Consider the following 16,954-nt stretch of genomic DNA (forward strand, 5'->3'; position numbering starts at 1 on the left):
TATTGTTTTTACCCAAATGAGCTCATTTACCATTTCCTTCAAGCGTAGCTGGCTGACGCTCCTCTTCGTCTGGTTTGCATTTAATTGCCTGCATGCGCAAACACTTGCCGAACCATTTGCGGAAGAAATCGCCGCTTTTGCTCACCAAGATAGCCTGCTTGCGCCCCCGGCGCGCAGCATCGTATTCACAGGCAGTTCTTCCATCCGCATGTGGAAAACTCTGACGACCGACTTTCCCAGCCGCCCGGTTCTGAACCGTGGCTTTGGTGGCTCGCAGCTCAGTGATGCAAACCGCTACTTCGACCGGCTGGTGACGCCTTACCATCCGCGGCAGGTGGTGCTCTACGCCGGCGACAACGACATTAATGCTGGGGTTTCGCCCGAAAAAGTAACGGAGGAGTTTCGCACATTTGCCGAACGCTTCCACCGGGAGCTTCCTGGCAGCCGTCTGCTTTTCATCTCGATCAAACCTAGCTTAGCCCGCTTTGCGCAGTACGAGAAAATGCAAGCGGCCAACAAGCAAATTCAGCAGTACACCAAAACGCACCGCTGGGCACAGTTTGTCGATGTGGGGCCGGCCATGCTCGGCGCCGACGGCAAGCCCCGCCCTGAGCTTTTCCAATCCGACGGCCTGCACATGACGCCCGCCGGCTACGCCCTGTGGACCAAAATAATACGGCCGTATCTGGCTAGATAATAAGCCCGCCGCGGCCTGTTAGCTTTGTGATGCTTAACTGCATAAGCTGGTTACAGCATCCTCAATAATAAGTATTTGCCTGTTGCCCAATTTAGCTAGGCAGCGGGCGAGTACTTATACGAAAATGACTTATACATATTATTTAGAATACTCTATATTAATACCATGAAGAAGCTAGCCCCCCGCCCCTATCTCCTCTTTGTGATGGTCTTGCCGCTGCTGAGCTGCGCAGACGATAATGTCAGAACAGACGGCCCCGCACCTACGATGCACGATGTAAAAGTGCGCTACACCGGTGCTAAGCTCAGCGGCCTAGGTGCTTACGTCAACGCCGGCTGCAATAAGGAAGATGGCTCCGGCACCGCAACCAATATGAATAGCGACATCGCCGACGCATCGGTGCAGGGTACCATTCGATCATATAAGGTTCCGACCAGCAAGGACTATTACGTTACACTAGCCTTCAAACAAGTGAAAGCCGGGACTCGGGCCCCACGTGGTGCGTACCTGAAGGCTGACATTTTAGTAGACGACGTGTTGCGCAAGTCTATCCAGATCGATAACACGACTGCGCCGGGGGCACAGTACGTGCTTGATCAAGCCACCGTGCAGCACGACGAATGGTAAATTCCTTGGCTGCTTTCATCTCGACCAGCCGCCAATTTCACGTGCAAGCCCCTTTGCCTTGCCAAAAAAGAAGCAGCGCCCGTTCCGGGCGCTGCTTCTTTTTTGAGGAGTTATTCCTGCTGTGCTTACTCCTTATTATATAGGCTGCGCAAAAGTCACTCCTTCTACTCCTTGAAAATGCCGATGTACAAAGGCGTTTCGGAGGTGAGTGTACCGCGGTACATGCCTTCCGAGTTGAAGGGCAAAGCTAGGTTGCCGGCCGTGTCAACGGCTATCAGTCCACCATCGCCACCAACGGGAGCTAGCTTGTCGTGCACCACAATGTTGCAGGCTTCGGCTAGACTCAGGCCGCGGTACTCGATGAGGCAGGCCACGTCATAGGCCGCCACGGCCCGCAGGAAAAATTCGCCGGTGCCGGTGCAGCTGACGGCGCAGGTGTGGTTGTCGGCGAAAGTGCCGCTGCCAATTACGGGCGAGTCGCCGATGCGGGAATAGCGCTTGTTGGTCATGCCGCCGGTGCTGGTGGCGGCAGCTAGGTTGCCGTGCCGGTCGCGAGCCACGGCGCCCACCGTCCCAATCTTGCTTTTGGGGTTTTCCTTCGGGGAATCGTTGTGGCTGTGGTCGAGCTGCACCTTTCCACTCTTCAGGGCGCCTTGAAGTTGATCGTAGCGCTGCTGAGTGAAGAAGTAGTCGTCAGGCTGCATGGGCACGTTGTGCTCGCGGGCAAACTCCTCAGCGCCGGGCCAAGCCAGCAGTACGTGGTCCGACTTCTCCATGACGAGGCGACACAGGCCGATCGGGTTCTGGATGTTGCGCACGCCCGCTACCGCTCCCGCCGACCGGTCGCGGCCGTCCATCAGGGCGGCATCCATTTCGTGGCGCCCGTCGTGAGTGAATACTGCGCCCTTGCCCGCGTTGAACATGGGGCAGTCTTCGAGGGCACGCACAGCGGCTTCCACAGCATCGAGGGCTAGGCCACCGTGGCGCAGCACATCGTAGCCGGTTTCAATGATCTGTTGCAATGCGTCGCGGTACTGGCGCTCGAGTTCGGGCGTCATTTGGTCGCGGGAGATGGTACCAGCACCACCGTGCACGGCCAAAGCAAGAGGAAAATCCATGCGTAAAGGAGGAACAAAAACGTGAGAATTTTGGTAAAGATAAGCCGCTTGTAAAGGTGCCTTTAGAGCGTAAATGCCCCCGATTTTGCGACCTAGCTTTCTTCACGTACGCAGTTGGCGGGGTGTGGTTTTGGCCGAGCTACCTAGCCAAAGCGGGTTTTTGTTCGTATATTTGACTGACTAATCTCACTCTCAATATCTTTTTTTATGGCTTACGAAGCTACCGGCCGCCTGCACGAAATCTTCGATGAACAACAGGTGAGCGAGAAATTCCGCAAGCGCGAGTTCGTGCTGGAAGTTCAGGATGGCCAGTACCCTGAGCATATCAAGTTCCAAATGGTGCAGGACAAAACAGCCCTCATCGACCCTTACAAAATTGGTGACGAAGTAAAGGTTACGTTTAACCTGCGTGGCCGTGGTTTCAACAAAAACGGCCAGATGCTGTACTTCACCAACCTCGAAGCATGGCGCATCGAGTCGGCTGCTGGTGGCGCTGCTCCGGCTAGCACTGGTGGTGGCTACTCCCAGCAAGCTGCTCCGGCTCCCCGCCCCGCTGCCAACCAAAACCCGAACTTGCGCGCTCAACCCGCTGCACCTATCGCCAGCGACGACGACAACGATCTGCCTTTCTAAGCATAGTTTGTTTTTTCCTTTTGAAAAAAGCCGCTCTCGACAGAGAGCGGCTTTTTTGTTTTCGCCCCAAATTATGTCCTATCCTAGCCCCAGCAGGACGACACATTGGCAGCACCTAGCCCAACACTACCAAAGCAACGCCCCAACGGAGCTACACTCAAGATAAGTGCCGTCCCGCTGGGGCTTCGGAATATTCAAATCCTGCCTCTTACTACTGGTCTCTTGCCCCCGCTACTGCAACTTAAACCAATTACGTAGCCTGAGTCATTGAGACAATTAACCGCGTTACGGTTTTACTTCCAAAATGGCTTCGTTTTTAACAGCTGATCAGGCCACTGCCACTCGCGCTGAAGTACACGGTGCCCGGCAACACAGGTAGTTTGCGGTCCGCCCCAGTACACGAGTGTTTCCGGCACCGACCGCAAGCCTTGCGCTTCCGCAGCAGCTAGGAATTGCTCCGCGGACAGCGTATCAGCCACTACAAAGTGCAGTGGTAAGCTGCCATCTAGGTCAGGGAAGCAGTCGTCGGTGTGCTGGGCGTGAATGACGCTGATGACGGGAACGTCAGTGGGGATTTGCCGGCGTAACGCGTAGAAGTGTGACAGGCACGATACATCCCCGAGCAGCGCGTAGCCAACAGCATTCGGGGCTAGCACGAACTTACCACCGGGACCATAGAAACTCACTTCGTCGCCAGCCCGGCACTGCGCGGCCCAGCGGGCACCGGGCCCATCGGAGAAGGTGCACACAGCCAGCTCTAGTTGTGCCGTGTGCGGATTGTAGTCCCACACCGAATAGGTGCGCTTGCGTAAGGTAGCCGCCCCGCCGCGGGCACTCAGGCCGAAAAATACGTTCAACGTCTGCCCAGGCGTATAGGTCCAATCGACGAAGGCTGGGCTAGCTAACGTGAGTTGATAGGCGTGAGCGGCAATACGTTGCGCGGCGACAATGGTAGCCTGCTGCGTCACCTGACGGGCTAGCGAGGTAAGTAAACTCATGAAGGGAAAAGCAAACAGTACAGTCAATAGTTTTAAGACGGTTTGACTTGCTGGTTTACTTTAAGATTGTTTGAAAACTCGGCTCGGCAGATACTGCGACTGCGCTGCTCGGCGCACTACTACCGCTTCGTTCTTATGTCAGATCTGCCATTGCACGTGCGTTGCTTCGGTAAGCGCAGCACGACCTAGGCGCATCTTTTCTAACGAGGCACTGCTTAATTCTGCCCCTTCCGAAGCCACCCACCGCCTTTTGTCGTTTATTGCGTTTGCAACATCCCCTAGGGTTGTCCGTTTTGTAGAGCACCCCTAGCTTCTCTCCCCTCGCATGGTTGGCTCTTTTGATCAACAAGTACTCCGTGGCAAGACGGTGCTGATAACGGGTGCCTCGGGCGGCATCGGGCTGGTAACGGCTCGGGAGCTAGCCCGCCGTGGGGCTCACCTCGTGCTGGTGTGCCGCCACCCCGACCGCGCCGCTGGTGCTCGCGCCGCCGTGCAGTTTGTCGCGCCCGGCTCCGACCCCGACGTGCTGCTCTGCGACTTTTCTTTGCTCGCCAACGTGCGGGAGCTAGCCGCCGAAATTGACCGGCGCTACGAAAAAATTGACGTGCTTATCAATAATGTAGGCATCGTGCCGGGCCCGCTCACCATCACGAGCGAGGGCCACGAGCTGAGCTGGGTAACGAACCACCTGGCGCCTTTTCTGCTCACCAATCTCCTGCTGCCGAAGCTAACGGCCGCCGAGAAAGCGCGCATTGTCACGCTAGCTTCGGATGCACATTGGCTGGGCGAAATAGAAGCTTCCCAGGAAGCCCGCAACGACCCGGAGAAGTACAGCTCCCTCACCGCGTACTGCGACACCAAACTGGCGAACATTCTCTTTACCAACGAGCTAGCTCACCGCCTCGATCTTACTGGCGTGACGGCCAACTGCCTGCATCCCGGCATCGTGGATACCGGCTTGGTGAACCCAAACAGCTCCCGGCTGATTAAGGCTTTGTGGTGGTTGGCCCGGCCCTTCATGATTTCGCCCGAGCAAGGCGCCCAAACCAGCATTTACCTAGCTAGCTCGTCAGAGGTGGATAAAGTTACGGGACAGTACTTCAAGCACAACAAGCCCGGCCGTTGCTCCAGCCGCGCCCAGAATCGGGCGGAAGCTAGCCGGCTGTGGCGCATTTCGGAAGAGGAAACAGGGCTTGGGCAGTTATAAATAATCTACCTAGCATCCTTGCCCATTCGGCGCCTCGCTCCTGCTCTGCTGTTGCCTGAGACGCCGAATGGGCAGGATAACAGACGTATTTTGCTAGCATAGCAGATGACAGACCTCCAGGAATTAATTCGGCAAGGGGAAGGCGAACGGTTGGAATTCAAAAAGAAAACCACTCACCCGACGCGCATTTCCCGCACCCTAGCTTCGCTGGCCAACACGCGCGGTGGGCGGGTGCTGGTGGGCGTCGATGATGACGGCCGCATCGTGGGCGTGCGCGACACGGAAGAGGAAATATACGTGTTGCGCGAAGCCGCCGAACACTACGTAGAGCCGCCGTTGCGCCTAGGTTTCAAGGAGGTAGAGGAAGACGGCCGCACCGTGCTCATCGTGACGGTGCAGGAAAGCAGCCAGAAGCCGCACCGCGCCCAAGTGGCGCCCGGCGACTGGCGAGGCTACGTGCGCGTGCGCGACGAAAGCGTGCAAACCAGCAGCCTGACCGAGAAAGTGCTGGAGCGCTCCGAACCACAGTTCGAAAAAATTCCGCTCAACAAAGAAGAGTTAGCGGTGCTGGACTATCTGCGTAAAAATCCGCGCATCACCCTGGCCCAGTACATGAAGCTCCTGAACCTAGGTCAGCGTCGGGCCTACCGCACCCTCATTAAACTCACGCTCCACGGCTACATTCGCCACCACGACAAAGAGCAGGAGCCCTATTACACCCTATAAAGCGACTGAGCGGCTGCGTGACTGAGTGTTGTCATTCGAACATCCACTCAGTCACGCAGCCGCTCAGTCACTCGCGCGCAGCTAGTCTTGCTTGCGGGCGCGGGCTTGTTTTTTTTCCTCTTTGGCAGCCTTTTTTTCCTTGGTGGTCTTAACAGGCTCCTTTTTCTTTTCCTTTCGGGCGTCTTGTGCTTTTGCCATTGTTGTAAACTAGTAGGGGGTGTGAATAAGGAAATTCTCTAACGCAGGGAAGCTAGGTGGTGTTGTGCACTCTTCGAATGGGCGCGCAACATTCCCCCTCAGTGTGCTAGCAGCGGTAAGTACCGTTCGCGCAGCACCGCTAAGTGATGCGCTTCGTGGCCGGGCACAATATACGTGAGGGCGCGCACACTTGCCGGGCCATTGTTGGCGGTGCCGGCCCGATCGAGCTGCGTGGGCGTGAACGTGCGAAACAACGCCACCGTGGCGGCGCGCGTGGCCGCATACTCAGCCATGATGTCGGGCAACGGCCGGTCGTTGGCGCCGGAATTCGGCACGTAGTCATCCTGCTCGAAACCGGGCAAATTTTGCTGGTCGCTGCGGGCAAAGCGCAGGGCACGGTAGGCCATAATGCGCTCCGTGTCCAGAATATGCAGCAGCACTTCCTTGATGGTCCACTTGCCGGGCGCGTAAGCTAGGTTTGCCTGCTCATCGGTGAGCATGTTGGTGAGCTGCTGCACTTGCCAGAACTGGGTCTGAAGTTGCGCAATTGGGTCGGCGTGTTCCGGAATGTAGCTGATATAGGTTTGGTAGTAAGCTAGGTATTCACCGGGGGCGGGGCGCGTTGTAATGGGGTTCATGGGAGCAGAGGAAGCGGGTGCAGCCGTTAAGTAACGGCTATTATTCCTTTTTCGCACGCGCGGATGACGGCGATTAAGCATGCGGCGGGTGCTTTCCCAGTGATGCGACGGAATCGCCTTCATCGGCGGGCGGCTGATCTGCCAGCCCGACCTAGCATCAACGCCGAAAGCCCACTGCAAGAAATCGGGCATGACGTGCGCCCACGTGTGCTGATTATGGCGCCCATCGACCACCTCCACGTAGCGTACCGAGGGCTCAGGCAACCCCACCCGGGCGAGGGTCGCCATGATATCCAGGGTGTCTTCGATGGAGTCGATGATGCCGTTGTGGTTACGGTCGTTGGTTTCGTCCTGGGTGCCGGTTTGCAGCCAAAACTGGTGCTCGGCATGGGGCTGCCCGTGGCGCACCAAGTTGTGCATGATGCGGTCGGCATCGGTGTAGCCTTCGCTCAGGGCGCGGCTTCGCCACCAGAAGGAGCCCGAAAACACGCCCGCCCGCCGCGCCGCTTCCGGGTGATGCCACACCAGATCAAAAGCCGACAACCCGCTGAGTGAGAAGCCTGCCACCACCACTTGGCGAGGGTCGGCGCTGACGTGGTACTGCGCCTGCACGCTCGGCAGCAGCTCGCGCAGCATAAATTCCGTGTAGAGCCCGGCTTTCTCGCCCCGGTTCAAAAAATCGGGGCGGGCGGCCGTGCCGTACTCGCGAATTCGCTCGCCGGCGTGGATGGCCACCAGCACAAATGGCCGCAACGCTTGGCGCCGGTACAATCCGTTGAGCGTAGCCGGCAGCCGCAGCCGGTTAAGGTCCTGCCCGTCATTCAGGTAGAGCACCGGGTAGGGCCCCGCAGCTGGGTCGTAATGTGGAGGTAACACTATGTCAAGCCGGACCGTACGTTCTAGAGGAACCGAGTCTAACGACTGATTGCGAACGACGGTAACGGTCTGGCGCTGGGTTGAAAAGTACTGACTCATTATCTAAATAAAGTAAAACCTGTCATTCCAGGCACAGCGCGGAAGCTGAACCGAGGTCTTGCCAGCGAAAAAACCAGCTCCCGCGCTGTGCCCGGAATGACAGCATTCTACATGACTTTGCGACTGCAAGAAGATACTTTTTTCCGCCTCTAGCCAGCATTATACGTCTTGCATGAGGTGTTTTCGCTCGGTTCTCCTTTCTTTACCCGCTCACCAAACCCTACGATCTTGCAGGAAACCTACCGTCCGTTTTACTCCCACCAGCTAGGCCACGACGTGGAGATGCTGGTTTTTGGCGACTGGGGCTACCCTATCGTGGTTTTTCCGACCTCGCGGGGCCGCTACTACGAAGCCAAAGATTTCAAGCTCGTTGAGTCGGTGCAGTGGTTCATCGAGAACAAAAAGATCAAACTGTACTGCATCGACAGCGTGGATGCGCATACGTGGTATGCCAAGCACCTACACCCCGCCGAGCGCGTGCAAAACCACATGCGCTACGACGCCATGATCAGCCAGGAACTCGTGCCTATGTTGCAGCGCGAGTGCAGCGTCGACAAAATTGGCGTGGCTGGGTGTAGCTTCGGCGGCTACCAAGCCCTGAATTTCGCCTTCCGCCACCCCGATCAGGTAGCCTACCTTTTCGCCATGGGCGCCGCCTACGACATGCGTCAGTTTATGGACGGCTACTACGACGAGAACTTTTATTATAACAACCCGCCCGACTACATGCCCAACGCGCAGAATGATCATTTCTACCAAATGAACATCGTGCTAGGGACGGCCGAACACGATTTCTGCAAGCCTTCCACGCTGCAAATGTCCGACATTCTGAACCACAAAGGCATCCGCCACTGGCTCGATATCCGGCCTGGCTCGCACGACTGGCCGGTGTGGCGCGACATGTTCCCGCATTATTTGTCGCAGATTTAAGTACTTAGAGCCGCCGGCTAGCTCGTCGGCTTGTTTCCTACATCATTTTCATCCTCTCCTACGGACTATTACGCCGTACTACGCTCATGAAAAAAATCGGTATTCTTTTCGGCCAGGAAAACACTTTCCCTCAAGCCTTCATCGACCGCATCAACGAGAAAGCGCCCAGCGGCATCACTGCCGAGTTCGTGAAAATCGACGTGGTCGAGCAAGCGGTTCCCACCGACTACGCAGTTATCATCGACCGGATTTCGCAGGACGTGCCCTTCTACCGCGCCTTCCTCAAGAACGCCGCCCTCACGGGTACTGCCGTGATTAACAACCCCTTCTGGTGGAGTGCCGACGAGAAGTTTTTCAACAACGCCCTCGCCGTGCAGCTTGGCGTGCCGGTGCCGCGTACGGTGCTGCTGCCCTCCAAGGAGCGTCCCGACGACACGAACCACAACTCCTTCCGCAACCTAGAGTGGACGAACTGGGACGCCATTTTCGCTAAGATCGGTTTCCCGGCCTTCATGAAACCGCACTCGGGCGGGGGCTGGAAGAGCGTGTACAAGCTCGATAACCCCGAGCAGTTCTTCCGGGCCTACGACCAAACGGCTCAACTGGTGATGCTGTTCCAGGAAGCCGTAGACTTTACTGATTACTTCCGCTGCTACTGCATCGGCGGCAAAGAAGTGCGCATCATGCCCTACGAGCCCCGCAATGAGTTCCACCAGCGCTACGCCACGGAAATGAAGACGACAGGCCCGGCCGGCGAAAAGCTGCTCGCTACCATGACCGACTATGTGCTGAAGCTGAACCAAGGCCTAGGTTATGATTTCAATACCGTAGAATTTGCGGTGCGCGACGGTATTCCGCTGGCCATCGACTTCGGCAACCCCGCTCCTGATGCTGATATCCACTCCGTTGGACAAGAGAACTTTGAGTGGGTGGTAGAAACCGCCGCGAACTTCGCCATTGAGCGGGCCCAGGCCCAGCAGCCCGGCAAAGACAACCTGACGTGGGGCACTTATGTGCAGCGCTCGTCGGCGGCAGCTGGCATTGTCACGGCTCCGGCGGCTGCACCCGCGAAGAAGGCAGCGGCCCCGAAGAAAGAAGCTGCTCCTAAAAAGGAAGCTGCCCCGAAGAAGGCAGCTGCGCCGAAGGCAAAGAAAGCCAAAGAGTAACGCGTTGTTCCTAGCTCTCCTTTTACAGAAGGAGAGCTAGGTTCTTTACCTGCATCCTCCCCTCATTACCTCTTATAAGTATCTGTTATGGCAATGCCGGTTTTCACGCTCGGAATCGAGGAAGAGTTTCAAACGATTGACCCCACCACGCGCGACCTTCGTTCGCACATGTCGCAGATTGTGGAAGGGGGCAAAATGGTGTTGCAAGAGCAAGTGAAAGCCGAAATGCACCAATCGGTGGTGGAGGTTGGCACGACCATTTGCCACAACATCCACGAGGCGCGCGAGCAGGTGATGCACCTGCGCCGACAGGTGATTGACCTAGCCGGCAACGTGGGCTTGCAGATTGCCGCCGCGGGCACGCACCCATTTTCGCGCTGGCAGGACCAACCCATTACGCCCGACGCCCGCTACGACAAAATCGTGGAGGAACTGCAGGATGCTGCCCGCTCCAACTTGGTGTTTGGCATGCACGTGCACATCGGGCTCGAAAACCGCGACATAGGGGTGTACATGATGAACTCGCTGCGGTATTTTCTACCCCACTTGTTTGCGCTAAGCACCAACTCGCCGTTTTGGGAAGGGCGCGAAACGGGCTATAAGTCGTTTCGCACCAAAGTATTCGAGCGTTTTCCGCGTACTGGCATCCCTGATTACTTCGGTAGCGCCAGCGAATACGACGAGTACATCGAGCAGCTCGTAAAAACGGGCTGCATCGACAACGGCAAAAAAATCTGGTGGGATTTGCGCCTGCATCCCTTCTTCAACACCATCGAATACCGCATCTGCGACATGATGATGCGCGTGGACGAAGTGGTAGCCGTGGCAGCCGTTATGCAGGCGCTGGTAGCGAAGATTTACAAGCTGAAGTTGCAGAATTTGAACTTTCGGCTCTACCGCAAAGCGCTCATCAACGAGAACAAGTGGCGCGCCGCCCGCTACGGTATCGACGGCAAGCTGATCGACTTTGGGAAGCAAGAGGAAGTACCTACCCGCGCCCTCATCCACGAGCTCCTCGACTTTGTGGACGACGTGCTTGACGAGCTAGGCAGCCGCCACGAGGTGGAATACATTCTCAAAATGATGGAATTTGGTACCGGCGCCGACCGCCAACTGGCCGTATTCCGCGAGACGGGCGACCTGAAGAAAGTGGTTGATTACATCATTTCGGAAACCCACCACGGGCTCTAGGCTGTTATACCCAGAAGCACACGCCGGCGACCGTCGTTAGCGTGTGCTTTTCTATAACTCACGGAGCCAAGCACCTAGGTCGGTACGACCTTTGTGGCACGTTGGCTTTTTCCTTCATTTCGTCGCCACTCAGCGGCGGCCTCTTTGCATGAAACCACTAAAAGTTGCTATTCTCGACCTGTACGACAACGCGCCCAACGAAGGCATGCGTTGCATTGTGCAGCAAGTTCGCCGTGCGCAGGCCGAAAGTCCCCTTGCGCTTACATTCGACGTGTTCGATGTACGGGCCAAGCTAGAAGTACCTGACCTGAGCTACGACATTTACATTTCCAGCGGCGGACCAGGCAGCCCGTTTCCTTCTGGTGAAGCATGGGAAGCGCCTTTCTTCGCCCTACTCGACGACATTCTGCGCTGGAACCAGACGCACGAGCGCAAGAAATATCTGTTTGCCATCTGTCATTCCTTCCAGCTGCTGAGCCAGCACCTAGGTATTGGCGTGCTCAGCAAGCGGAAGTCGACTTCGCTGGGTATTTTCCCCATTCCAATGACCGAAGCTGGGCAAGAAGATCCATTTTTGCGTACGCTACCGAACCCCTTCTACGTGCTCGACTCGCGCGACTACCAGGTGACGCAGCCCGCCGCCGAGCGCATTGCGAAGCTAGGTATACAGGTGTTGGCGCTGGAGAAAGAGCGCCCCCACGTTCCTCTGGAGCAAGCCCTGATGGCTATTCGCTTCACGGAGGAAGTATTTGGCACTCAGTTTCATCCCGAGGCCGATGGGGAAGGCATGCTACGCTACATGCAAACGGAGGAGAAACGACAGTCCGTTATTGCAAACTATGGCGAGGAGAAGTACTATCAAATGGTAGAACTGCTGCAAGACCCGAATGCCATCGAGCTAACCGAGGCCACGATTTTGCCGACTTTCCTGCGTACATCTATTCAATCGTTGCTGGAACAACAAGCTCCCGCTGAGTTCAGCGTAAATAGCTAAAGAACTAGGGTTAACGGTGAAGCTCCTCTCCTTTTCCCAGAAGGGGAGCTTCGCTTTCCTTCTGCCTACTCTTACGCCCAAGCCCTTATGATTCCGAACCACCGCGCCACGTTCAATGAGGCATTTAGCCCGGAGCGTTACCAAGAAATGTTAGCCTCGATGGCGGAAGATCTGCCGGGTTTGCTGGACTTTCGGATTGCCGAAACGCCCATTTTTGTGCCAGCGGCATTGCGCGATAAGCTGATCAGCGCGGGGGAAAGCATCATTGATGTGCTGACGGCGGCTAATTTTAAGGAGCTAACGGAAGGAGCCGTACCGCCGCACCAGCGCGTGCCGCATGAGGATGCGCACACCGCTTTTTTGGCCATCGATTACGCGATATGCCGCAACACCGACGGCGAGCTAGAGCCGCAGCTCATTGAACTGCAAGGCTTTCCGTCGCTCTACGCCTTTCAGGATTATTTACCGGGCAAGTTTCGGCAGTTCTATCCTATCTCCGATGCGGTATCGCAGCTCTTCAACGTCAGCAATTCGACTGATTACTTTGAGCAACTCCGGCAGCTCATCGTGGCGGATGAAAACCCGGAGAACGTCATTCTGCTGGAGCTATTTCCGGAGAAGCAGAAAACTCGCCTCGACTTTGAACTGACCCACCGGGGTATTGGAGTTGAGGCGGTGTGCCTAACGAAGGTGCGCAAGAACGGCCGTCAGCTATATTATGAGAAGGAGGGCCGTCAGATTCCCATCAAGCGCATTTACAACCGGTTGATATTTGACGAGTTGGAGCAACACCCGGATCTTAAAACCGAGTTTCGCCTGACCGACGATGTGGACGTGAAATGGGTAGGTCACCCCAACTGGTTTTTCCGTATCAGCAAGTATACCATGCCGCTGCTGCACCATGCTTTCGTGCCGCCGAGCCACTACTTGAGCGACCTAGCTTCCTACCCCGCCGACCTGGAAAACTACGTGCTCAAGCCCTTGTTTTCCTTTGCCGGCAGTGGCGTGCAACTCGACGTGACGGCTGCTGACTTAGACGCCATAACGGACCGGCACAACTATTTGCTTCAGCGTAAAGTGCAGTACGAGCCGGTCATTCAGTCACCCGATGGACTGGTGAAGTGTGAGATTCGGATGCTTTACATCTGGCACGAACAGGCAGCCCGGCCCATGCTCATTACCAACCTAGGTCGGCTGAGCCGCGGCGCTATGATTGGGGTAAACTTCAATAAGAATAAGGATTGGGTGGGTGGCACGGTCTGCTTGTTTGAGTAGTAGCTACATTATTTAAAGAAAAAATAATACAAAAAGGCACGGGTTCGGCGATTATGATCGTCTGAACCCGTGCCTTTTGCGTATAAGCCAAACTAGCTCGACTGTAAGTATTTAGCACGCACATAAAGCTTATTTCTACCCTATCGGCTTAGCTCACCTACTAGCTAGGTCTACAACTCAGGCAATTTTTAATGCAACAATAGGCAGATTGTATTGTCTTTTTATAATATAATAGTAGCATTCCTATTCCTTTGCCCTGGTACTTTTGCTTCACTTTTCCCATAGCACCTATTCCATGAAAAACCGTTTACCCTTTTCTCGTTTACTGACGGGATGCGCGCTTTCGCTGCTTACAGCGACTAGCGCTTGGGCGCAGGTGACACTGGCCACGAGCCCATACGTCGAAACGTTCGACGGCATCGGCGGTGGCTTGCCGACGGGCTTCACCGTTCGTACGGCGGCGACAGCCACTGCGCTAGGCACCACCGCCAGCCTGACCACGGCCAAAACGGCCTGGAACAACACCAGCGGCGCCTTCAAAAACCTAGCTTCTGCCACCGGCCTCACGGCTACCTCTACCACGGCCGAGCAAGACGCTTCGACAAACCGCGCCCTAGGCGTGCGGCAAACGGGCACGGTAGGTGACCCCGGCGCGGCCTTTGTCTTTCAGGTGGCTAACACCAACGGCCGCACAGACTTCAAGCTTACGTTCCTGCTTCAGTCCCTTGATCCCTCCTCGCCGCGCACCGCAAACTGGCAGGTCGACTACGGCACCGGCGACACGCCCAGCACGTTCACGACGGTAAGCACCGGCAACACGACGGGGGGCTCGGCTTTCACCAACAAGCCCATTACCGTCGATTTTGGCTCGCAGCTCGATAACGTGACAGGTCCGGTTTGGATTCGTATCGTCACGACATCCGCCAGCACTGGCTCGGGCAACCGGCCAACTTCGGCCATCGACGACTTCACGCTGGCCTGGTCGACGCCAACGGGCAACACGCCCGCGCTGACCGTAGCGCCCGCCACCCTCGACTTTGGCAACCAGAACATTAACACAACTTCTGCGACCAAGAACTACACGCTTTCGGCCGCTAACCTCACCGGCAACGTTACGGTGACGGCTCCGGCGCGCTTTACCATCTCGAAGAACGGCACCGACTTCACCTCGACGCTAACCTATTCGCCCGCCGAGCTAACCATGGCCCGGGCGGTAGCGGTGCGCTTCACGCCTACTGCGCAAGGCACGGCCACGGGTACCATCACCAACGTGAGCGCCGGCGCTACTTCCCGCAACGTAACGGTGACGGGCAACGGCGTCGATCCGAGCAATTTGCTGTCGGCCTTTGATAACTGCACTACCTCGCTTTCCGATGGCTGGTCGCAGTTTAGCGTATCGGGAGCCCAAACCTGGGCTTGCACCGCGTTTGGTCGCGACGCTTCCGACCCAACCGGCAAAGCGTCAAAGCCTAATGGCGTACAGATTAATGGCTACGCCAACAGCACCAACAACACGAACGAAGATTGGCTGATCTCGCCCGCTTACGACCTAACGAGCGGCTACAACTTCCCACTGTTCTCTTTCTGGAGCCGGGTGGCCTTTACCGGCGACCCGTTGCAACTACGCATCTCCACGAACTACTCGGGTACGGGCAGCCCCACGGCTAGCGGCGTTGCTTGGACGGATATTCCGGCCCAGTTCCCCAGCCAAGCCTCTGATACCTGGACGCAGACGGGCAACATCGACCTGAGCGCTTATAAAGGCCAGAAGGTGTACCTAGCTTTTGTGTATACCTCTAGCACCGAAGACGGAGCCCGCTGGACGCTGGACGACATTAGCCTACTCAACTCCAGCACCCCGCCCCCACCCGCCTTGTTCAGCAATGCTGCTAGTGGCCTCGACTTCAACTACGTAGCCGCCAACACCACCGCCAATCAAACGCTAAGCCTCACCTTCAACAACCTGACTGGGCCGGCTACCATCACGTCGTCTGATCCGGCTTTTCTGCTCTCGAAGGATGGTACGACTTTCAGCTCAACCCTAACCTACACGGTAGCCGAAGCCAGTGGCACCACCAAAAACATTACGGTGCGGTTTGCCCCAACGCAAGCCAACCGCAACTTCACCGGTACTCTGACCGCCGTAACCGCCAACGCAACGAGCTTGACGATTCCGGTTTCGGGCAATACGTACAACACCGACAACACCCTGGAAGTGGTGAACTGGAACCTGGAATGGTTCGGCTCCACGCAGAACGGCCCTAGCAACAAAAACCAGCAGCAAGCCAACGTGCAGACCATCCTCAACTCCATCAAGGCCGATGTGTACGCCTTCGTGGAAGTGGTCGATACGGTGCGCTTAGCCAACGTTGTCAGTCAGCTGCCCGGCGGTCCTTACACCTACAAAGTGTCGCGCTACGGCTCCTACGCCGACAACCCCACCGACCCTGACTACGCCGGCGCGCAAAAGCTAGCTTTCGTGTACAAAACGGGTATGCTCAGCAACGTTACGATTTCGTCGCTGTTCCGCTGCTCCGAAGCCGAATCGTGCCCAGGCTACAACCCATGGTCAGGTGGCCGTTTTCCCTACGTGATGGATGCCGACGTAACGCTGAACGGCATTACAAAACGCATCAAGTTTGTTGTGATTCACGCCAAGGCAAACACCGCCCCTACCGCTACTTCCTACCAGCGCCGCAAAGCTGCCGCCGATCAGCTGAAAGCGGAGCTAGACGCCCATTACGGATCGGAGAACATCGTTATTCTGGGTGACTTCAACGATGACCTGGATGTGACCATCACCTCTGACGCGGGCACCACGGCTACTTCGTACAGCTCCTTCACCTCCGACGCAGCCAACTACCCCGCCCTGACGCTGCCCTTGAGCCTCGCCGGCAAAAAGTCGACGGTGAGCTACAACGACATGATCGACCACGTGGTAGTCTCGAACGAGATGAACACCTACTACATCCCCGGCTCGGCCGCCGTGCTGACCAACGCGGCTAGCTTGGTAACCAACTACGGCAATACCACCACCGACCACTACCCCATCCTCACGCGCTACTTGTTCAGCAACGTGACGGCCAACAAGAGCGCCCTGGCCAACGACCAGCTGCAGGTGTACCCCAATCCCGTGGCCAATACGCTGCGCCTGAGTGCTCCGGAGCTAGGCAAGTCGCTGCGCTTGCAGGTAAGCACCACCGATGGCCGCGTTGTGCTAAGCACCACTGGCTCGCTCGAGCAGCTGAACGAGAAAATTAACCAGCGCCTCACCGGCCTCAGCTCGGGTATGTACATCCTCAAGCTGACCGGCGAGAAGCAGTCGTACGTGAAGCGCTTTGTGAAGCAATAACCCACAACTTTAGCTTTATCTCTAAAAGCCCACCTGCCTAGGTGGGCTTTTTTTGTTGCAGGCATTGGCAGAAATCTGTAGCGCAGCAAGCCGCTCGGCGCTACCTAGGGTTGTGGCCGGCCTCCGCTACTGCACAGAACTTAATTCTGTTGATCAGCGGCCCTGTCCCATCTTAGCAGAACGCAGCGCGGTCTAGGTACGTAGATACAGGCAATCTCTCCCTTCATTT

Annotated in this window: 14 protein-coding genes; 11 read left to right on the plus strand and 3 right to left on the minus strand. The window is 56.6% G+C overall.

Annotation, left to right across the window (positions count from 1 at the left end; translation table 11 throughout):
- Nucleotides 1–16 precede the first annotated feature (16 nt).
- Nucleotides 17–697, plus strand: a complete 681-nt coding sequence (locus tag BXP70_RS20750) for an SGNH/GDSL hydrolase family protein (protein WP_086596041.1) — start codon at nucleotides 17–19, stop codon at nucleotides 695–697.
- A gap of 165 nt (nucleotides 698–862) precedes the next feature.
- The gene (locus BXP70_RS20755; RefSeq protein WP_086596042.1) at nucleotides 863–1,324 is read left to right on the plus strand and encodes a hypothetical protein; all 462 of its coding nucleotides are present in this window, start codon (nucleotides 863–865) and stop codon (nucleotides 1,322–1,324) included.
- A 164-nt stretch (nucleotides 1,325–1,488) separates the two neighbouring features.
- On the opposite strand, the gene BXP70_RS20760 is transcribed toward BXP70_RS20755, so the two are convergent.
- Complete coding sequence (locus BXP70_RS20760) at nucleotides 1,489–2,442, minus strand: isoaspartyl peptidase/L-asparaginase family protein (protein ID WP_086596043.1); 954 nt, start codon at nucleotides 2,440–2,442, stop codon at nucleotides 1,489–1,491.
- A gap of 207 nt (nucleotides 2,443–2,649) precedes the next feature.
- Between BXP70_RS20760 and BXP70_RS20765 the strand changes: the two genes are divergently transcribed.
- Nucleotides 2,650–3,075 carry a DUF3127 domain-containing protein gene (locus tag BXP70_RS20765; protein ID WP_086596044.1) on the plus strand — a complete coding sequence of 142 codons (426 nt, stop codon included), beginning with the start codon at nucleotides 2,650–2,652 and terminating at the stop codon, nucleotides 3,073–3,075.
- Between the two features lie 293 nt (nucleotides 3,076–3,368).
- Here the strand turns inward: BXP70_RS20765 and BXP70_RS20770 are convergent, their stop codons facing one another.
- The gene (locus BXP70_RS20770; RefSeq protein WP_143436603.1) at nucleotides 3,369–4,073 is read right to left on the minus strand and encodes a siderophore-interacting protein; all 705 of its coding nucleotides are present in this window, start codon (nucleotides 4,071–4,073) and stop codon (nucleotides 3,369–3,371) included.
- Between the two features lie 325 nt (nucleotides 4,074–4,398).
- On the opposite strand from BXP70_RS20770, the gene BXP70_RS20775 reads away from it, so the two are divergent.
- Nucleotides 4,399–5,280: an SDR family NAD(P)-dependent oxidoreductase gene (locus BXP70_RS20775; protein ID WP_086596046.1), complete on the plus strand. Its 882-nt coding sequence runs from the start codon at nucleotides 4,399–4,401 to the stop codon at nucleotides 5,278–5,280.
- 105 nt (nucleotides 5,281–5,385) lie between these two features.
- Nucleotides 5,386–6,006: an AlbA family DNA-binding domain-containing protein gene (locus BXP70_RS20780; RefSeq protein WP_086596047.1), complete on the plus strand. Its 621-nt coding sequence runs from the start codon at nucleotides 5,386–5,388 to the stop codon at nucleotides 6,004–6,006.
- Nucleotides 6,007–6,302: 296 nt separating this feature from the next.
- On the opposite strand, the gene BXP70_RS30590 is transcribed toward BXP70_RS20780, so the two are convergent.
- Nucleotides 6,303–7,817 carry an alpha/beta hydrolase-fold protein gene (locus BXP70_RS30590; protein ID WP_245849702.1) on the minus strand — a complete coding sequence of 505 codons (1,515 nt, stop codon included), beginning with the start codon at nucleotides 7,815–7,817 and terminating at the stop codon, nucleotides 6,303–6,305.
- A gap of 228 nt (nucleotides 7,818–8,045) precedes the next feature.
- Between BXP70_RS30590 and BXP70_RS20795 the strand changes: the two genes are divergently transcribed.
- The 6 genes from BXP70_RS20795 (at nucleotide 8,046) to BXP70_RS20820 (ending at nucleotide 16,725) form a co-directional block, all read left to right on the plus strand.
- Nucleotides 8,046–8,747, plus strand: a complete 702-nt coding sequence (locus BXP70_RS20795; RefSeq protein WP_086596100.1) for an esterase family protein — start codon at nucleotides 8,046–8,048, stop codon at nucleotides 8,745–8,747.
- Nucleotides 8,748–8,833: 86 nt separating this feature from the next.
- On the plus strand, nucleotides 8,834–9,913 hold the full coding sequence (locus BXP70_RS20800; protein ID WP_086596048.1) for an ATP-grasp domain-containing protein: 1,080 nt from the start codon (nucleotides 8,834–8,836) through the stop codon (nucleotides 9,911–9,913).
- Nucleotides 9,914–10,006: 93 nt separating this feature from the next.
- On the plus strand, nucleotides 10,007–11,104 hold the full coding sequence (locus tag BXP70_RS20805; protein WP_086596049.1) for a carboxylate-amine ligase: 1,098 nt from the start codon (nucleotides 10,007–10,009) through the stop codon (nucleotides 11,102–11,104).
- Between the two features lie 148 nt (nucleotides 11,105–11,252).
- Nucleotides 11,253–12,098: a type 1 glutamine amidotransferase gene (locus tag BXP70_RS20810; protein ID WP_086596050.1), complete on the plus strand. Its 846-nt coding sequence runs from the start codon at nucleotides 11,253–11,255 to the stop codon at nucleotides 12,096–12,098.
- An 87-nt stretch (nucleotides 12,099–12,185) separates the two neighbouring features.
- Complete coding sequence (locus BXP70_RS20815) at nucleotides 12,186–13,373, plus strand: hypothetical protein (RefSeq protein ID WP_086596051.1); 1,188 nt, start codon at nucleotides 12,186–12,188, stop codon at nucleotides 13,371–13,373.
- A 295-nt stretch (nucleotides 13,374–13,668) separates the two neighbouring features.
- Nucleotides 13,669–16,725, plus strand: coding sequence for a T9SS-dependent choice-of-anchor J family protein (locus BXP70_RS20820; protein WP_086596052.1), 3,057 nt, complete (start codon nucleotides 13,669–13,671; stop codon nucleotides 16,723–16,725).
- Nucleotides 16,726–16,954 lie beyond the last annotated feature (229 nt).

The sequence above is a fragment of the Hymenobacter crusticola genome, from assembly GCF_002154225.1.
Classification (GTDB): Bacteria; Bacteroidota; Bacteroidia; order Cytophagales; family Hymenobacteraceae; genus Hymenobacter; species Hymenobacter crusticola.

Bases quoted from the DNA above. Each gene is read 5' to 3' on its own strand.
- BXP70_RS20810 (WP_086596050.1), top strand. From the start codon at position 11,253: ATGAAACCACTAAAAGTTGCTATTCTCGACCTGTACGACAACGCGCCC.
- BXP70_RS20770 (WP_143436603.1), bottom strand. From the start codon at position 4,073: ATGAGTTTACTTACCTCGCTAGCCCGTCAGGTGACGCAGCAGGCTACC.
- BXP70_RS20755 (WP_086596042.1), top strand. From the start codon at position 863: ATGAAGAAGCTAGCCCCCCGCCCCTATCTCCTCTTTGTGATGGTCTTG.
- BXP70_RS20805 (WP_086596049.1), top strand. From the start codon at position 10,007: ATGCCGGTTTTCACGCTCGGAATCGAGGAAGAGTTTCAAACGATTGAC.
- BXP70_RS20750 (WP_086596041.1), top strand. From the start codon at position 17: ATGAGCTCATTTACCATTTCCTTCAAGCGTAGCTGGCTGACGCTCCTC.
- BXP70_RS20820 (WP_086596052.1), top strand. From the start codon at position 13,669: ATGAAAAACCGTTTACCCTTTTCTCGTTTACTGACGGGATGCGCGCTT.
- BXP70_RS20765 (WP_086596044.1), top strand. From the start codon at position 2,650: ATGGCTTACGAAGCTACCGGCCGCCTGCACGAAATCTTCGATGAACAA.
- BXP70_RS20800 (WP_086596048.1), top strand. From the start codon at position 8,834: ATGAAAAAAATCGGTATTCTTTTCGGCCAGGAAAACACTTTCCCTCAA.
- BXP70_RS30590 (WP_245849702.1), bottom strand. From the start codon at position 7,817: ATGAGTCAGTACTTTTCAACCCAGCGCCAGACCGTTACCGTCGTTCGC.
- BXP70_RS20780 (WP_086596047.1), top strand. From the start codon at position 5,386: ATGACAGACCTCCAGGAATTAATTCGGCAAGGGGAAGGCGAACGGTTG.
- BXP70_RS20775 (WP_086596046.1), top strand. From the start codon at position 4,399: ATGGTTGGCTCTTTTGATCAACAAGTACTCCGTGGCAAGACGGTGCTG.
- BXP70_RS20815 (WP_086596051.1), top strand. From the start codon at position 12,186: ATGATTCCGAACCACCGCGCCACGTTCAATGAGGCATTTAGCCCGGAG.
- BXP70_RS20760 (WP_086596043.1), bottom strand. From the start codon at position 2,442: ATGGATTTTCCTCTTGCTTTGGCCGTGCACGGTGGTGCTGGTACCATC.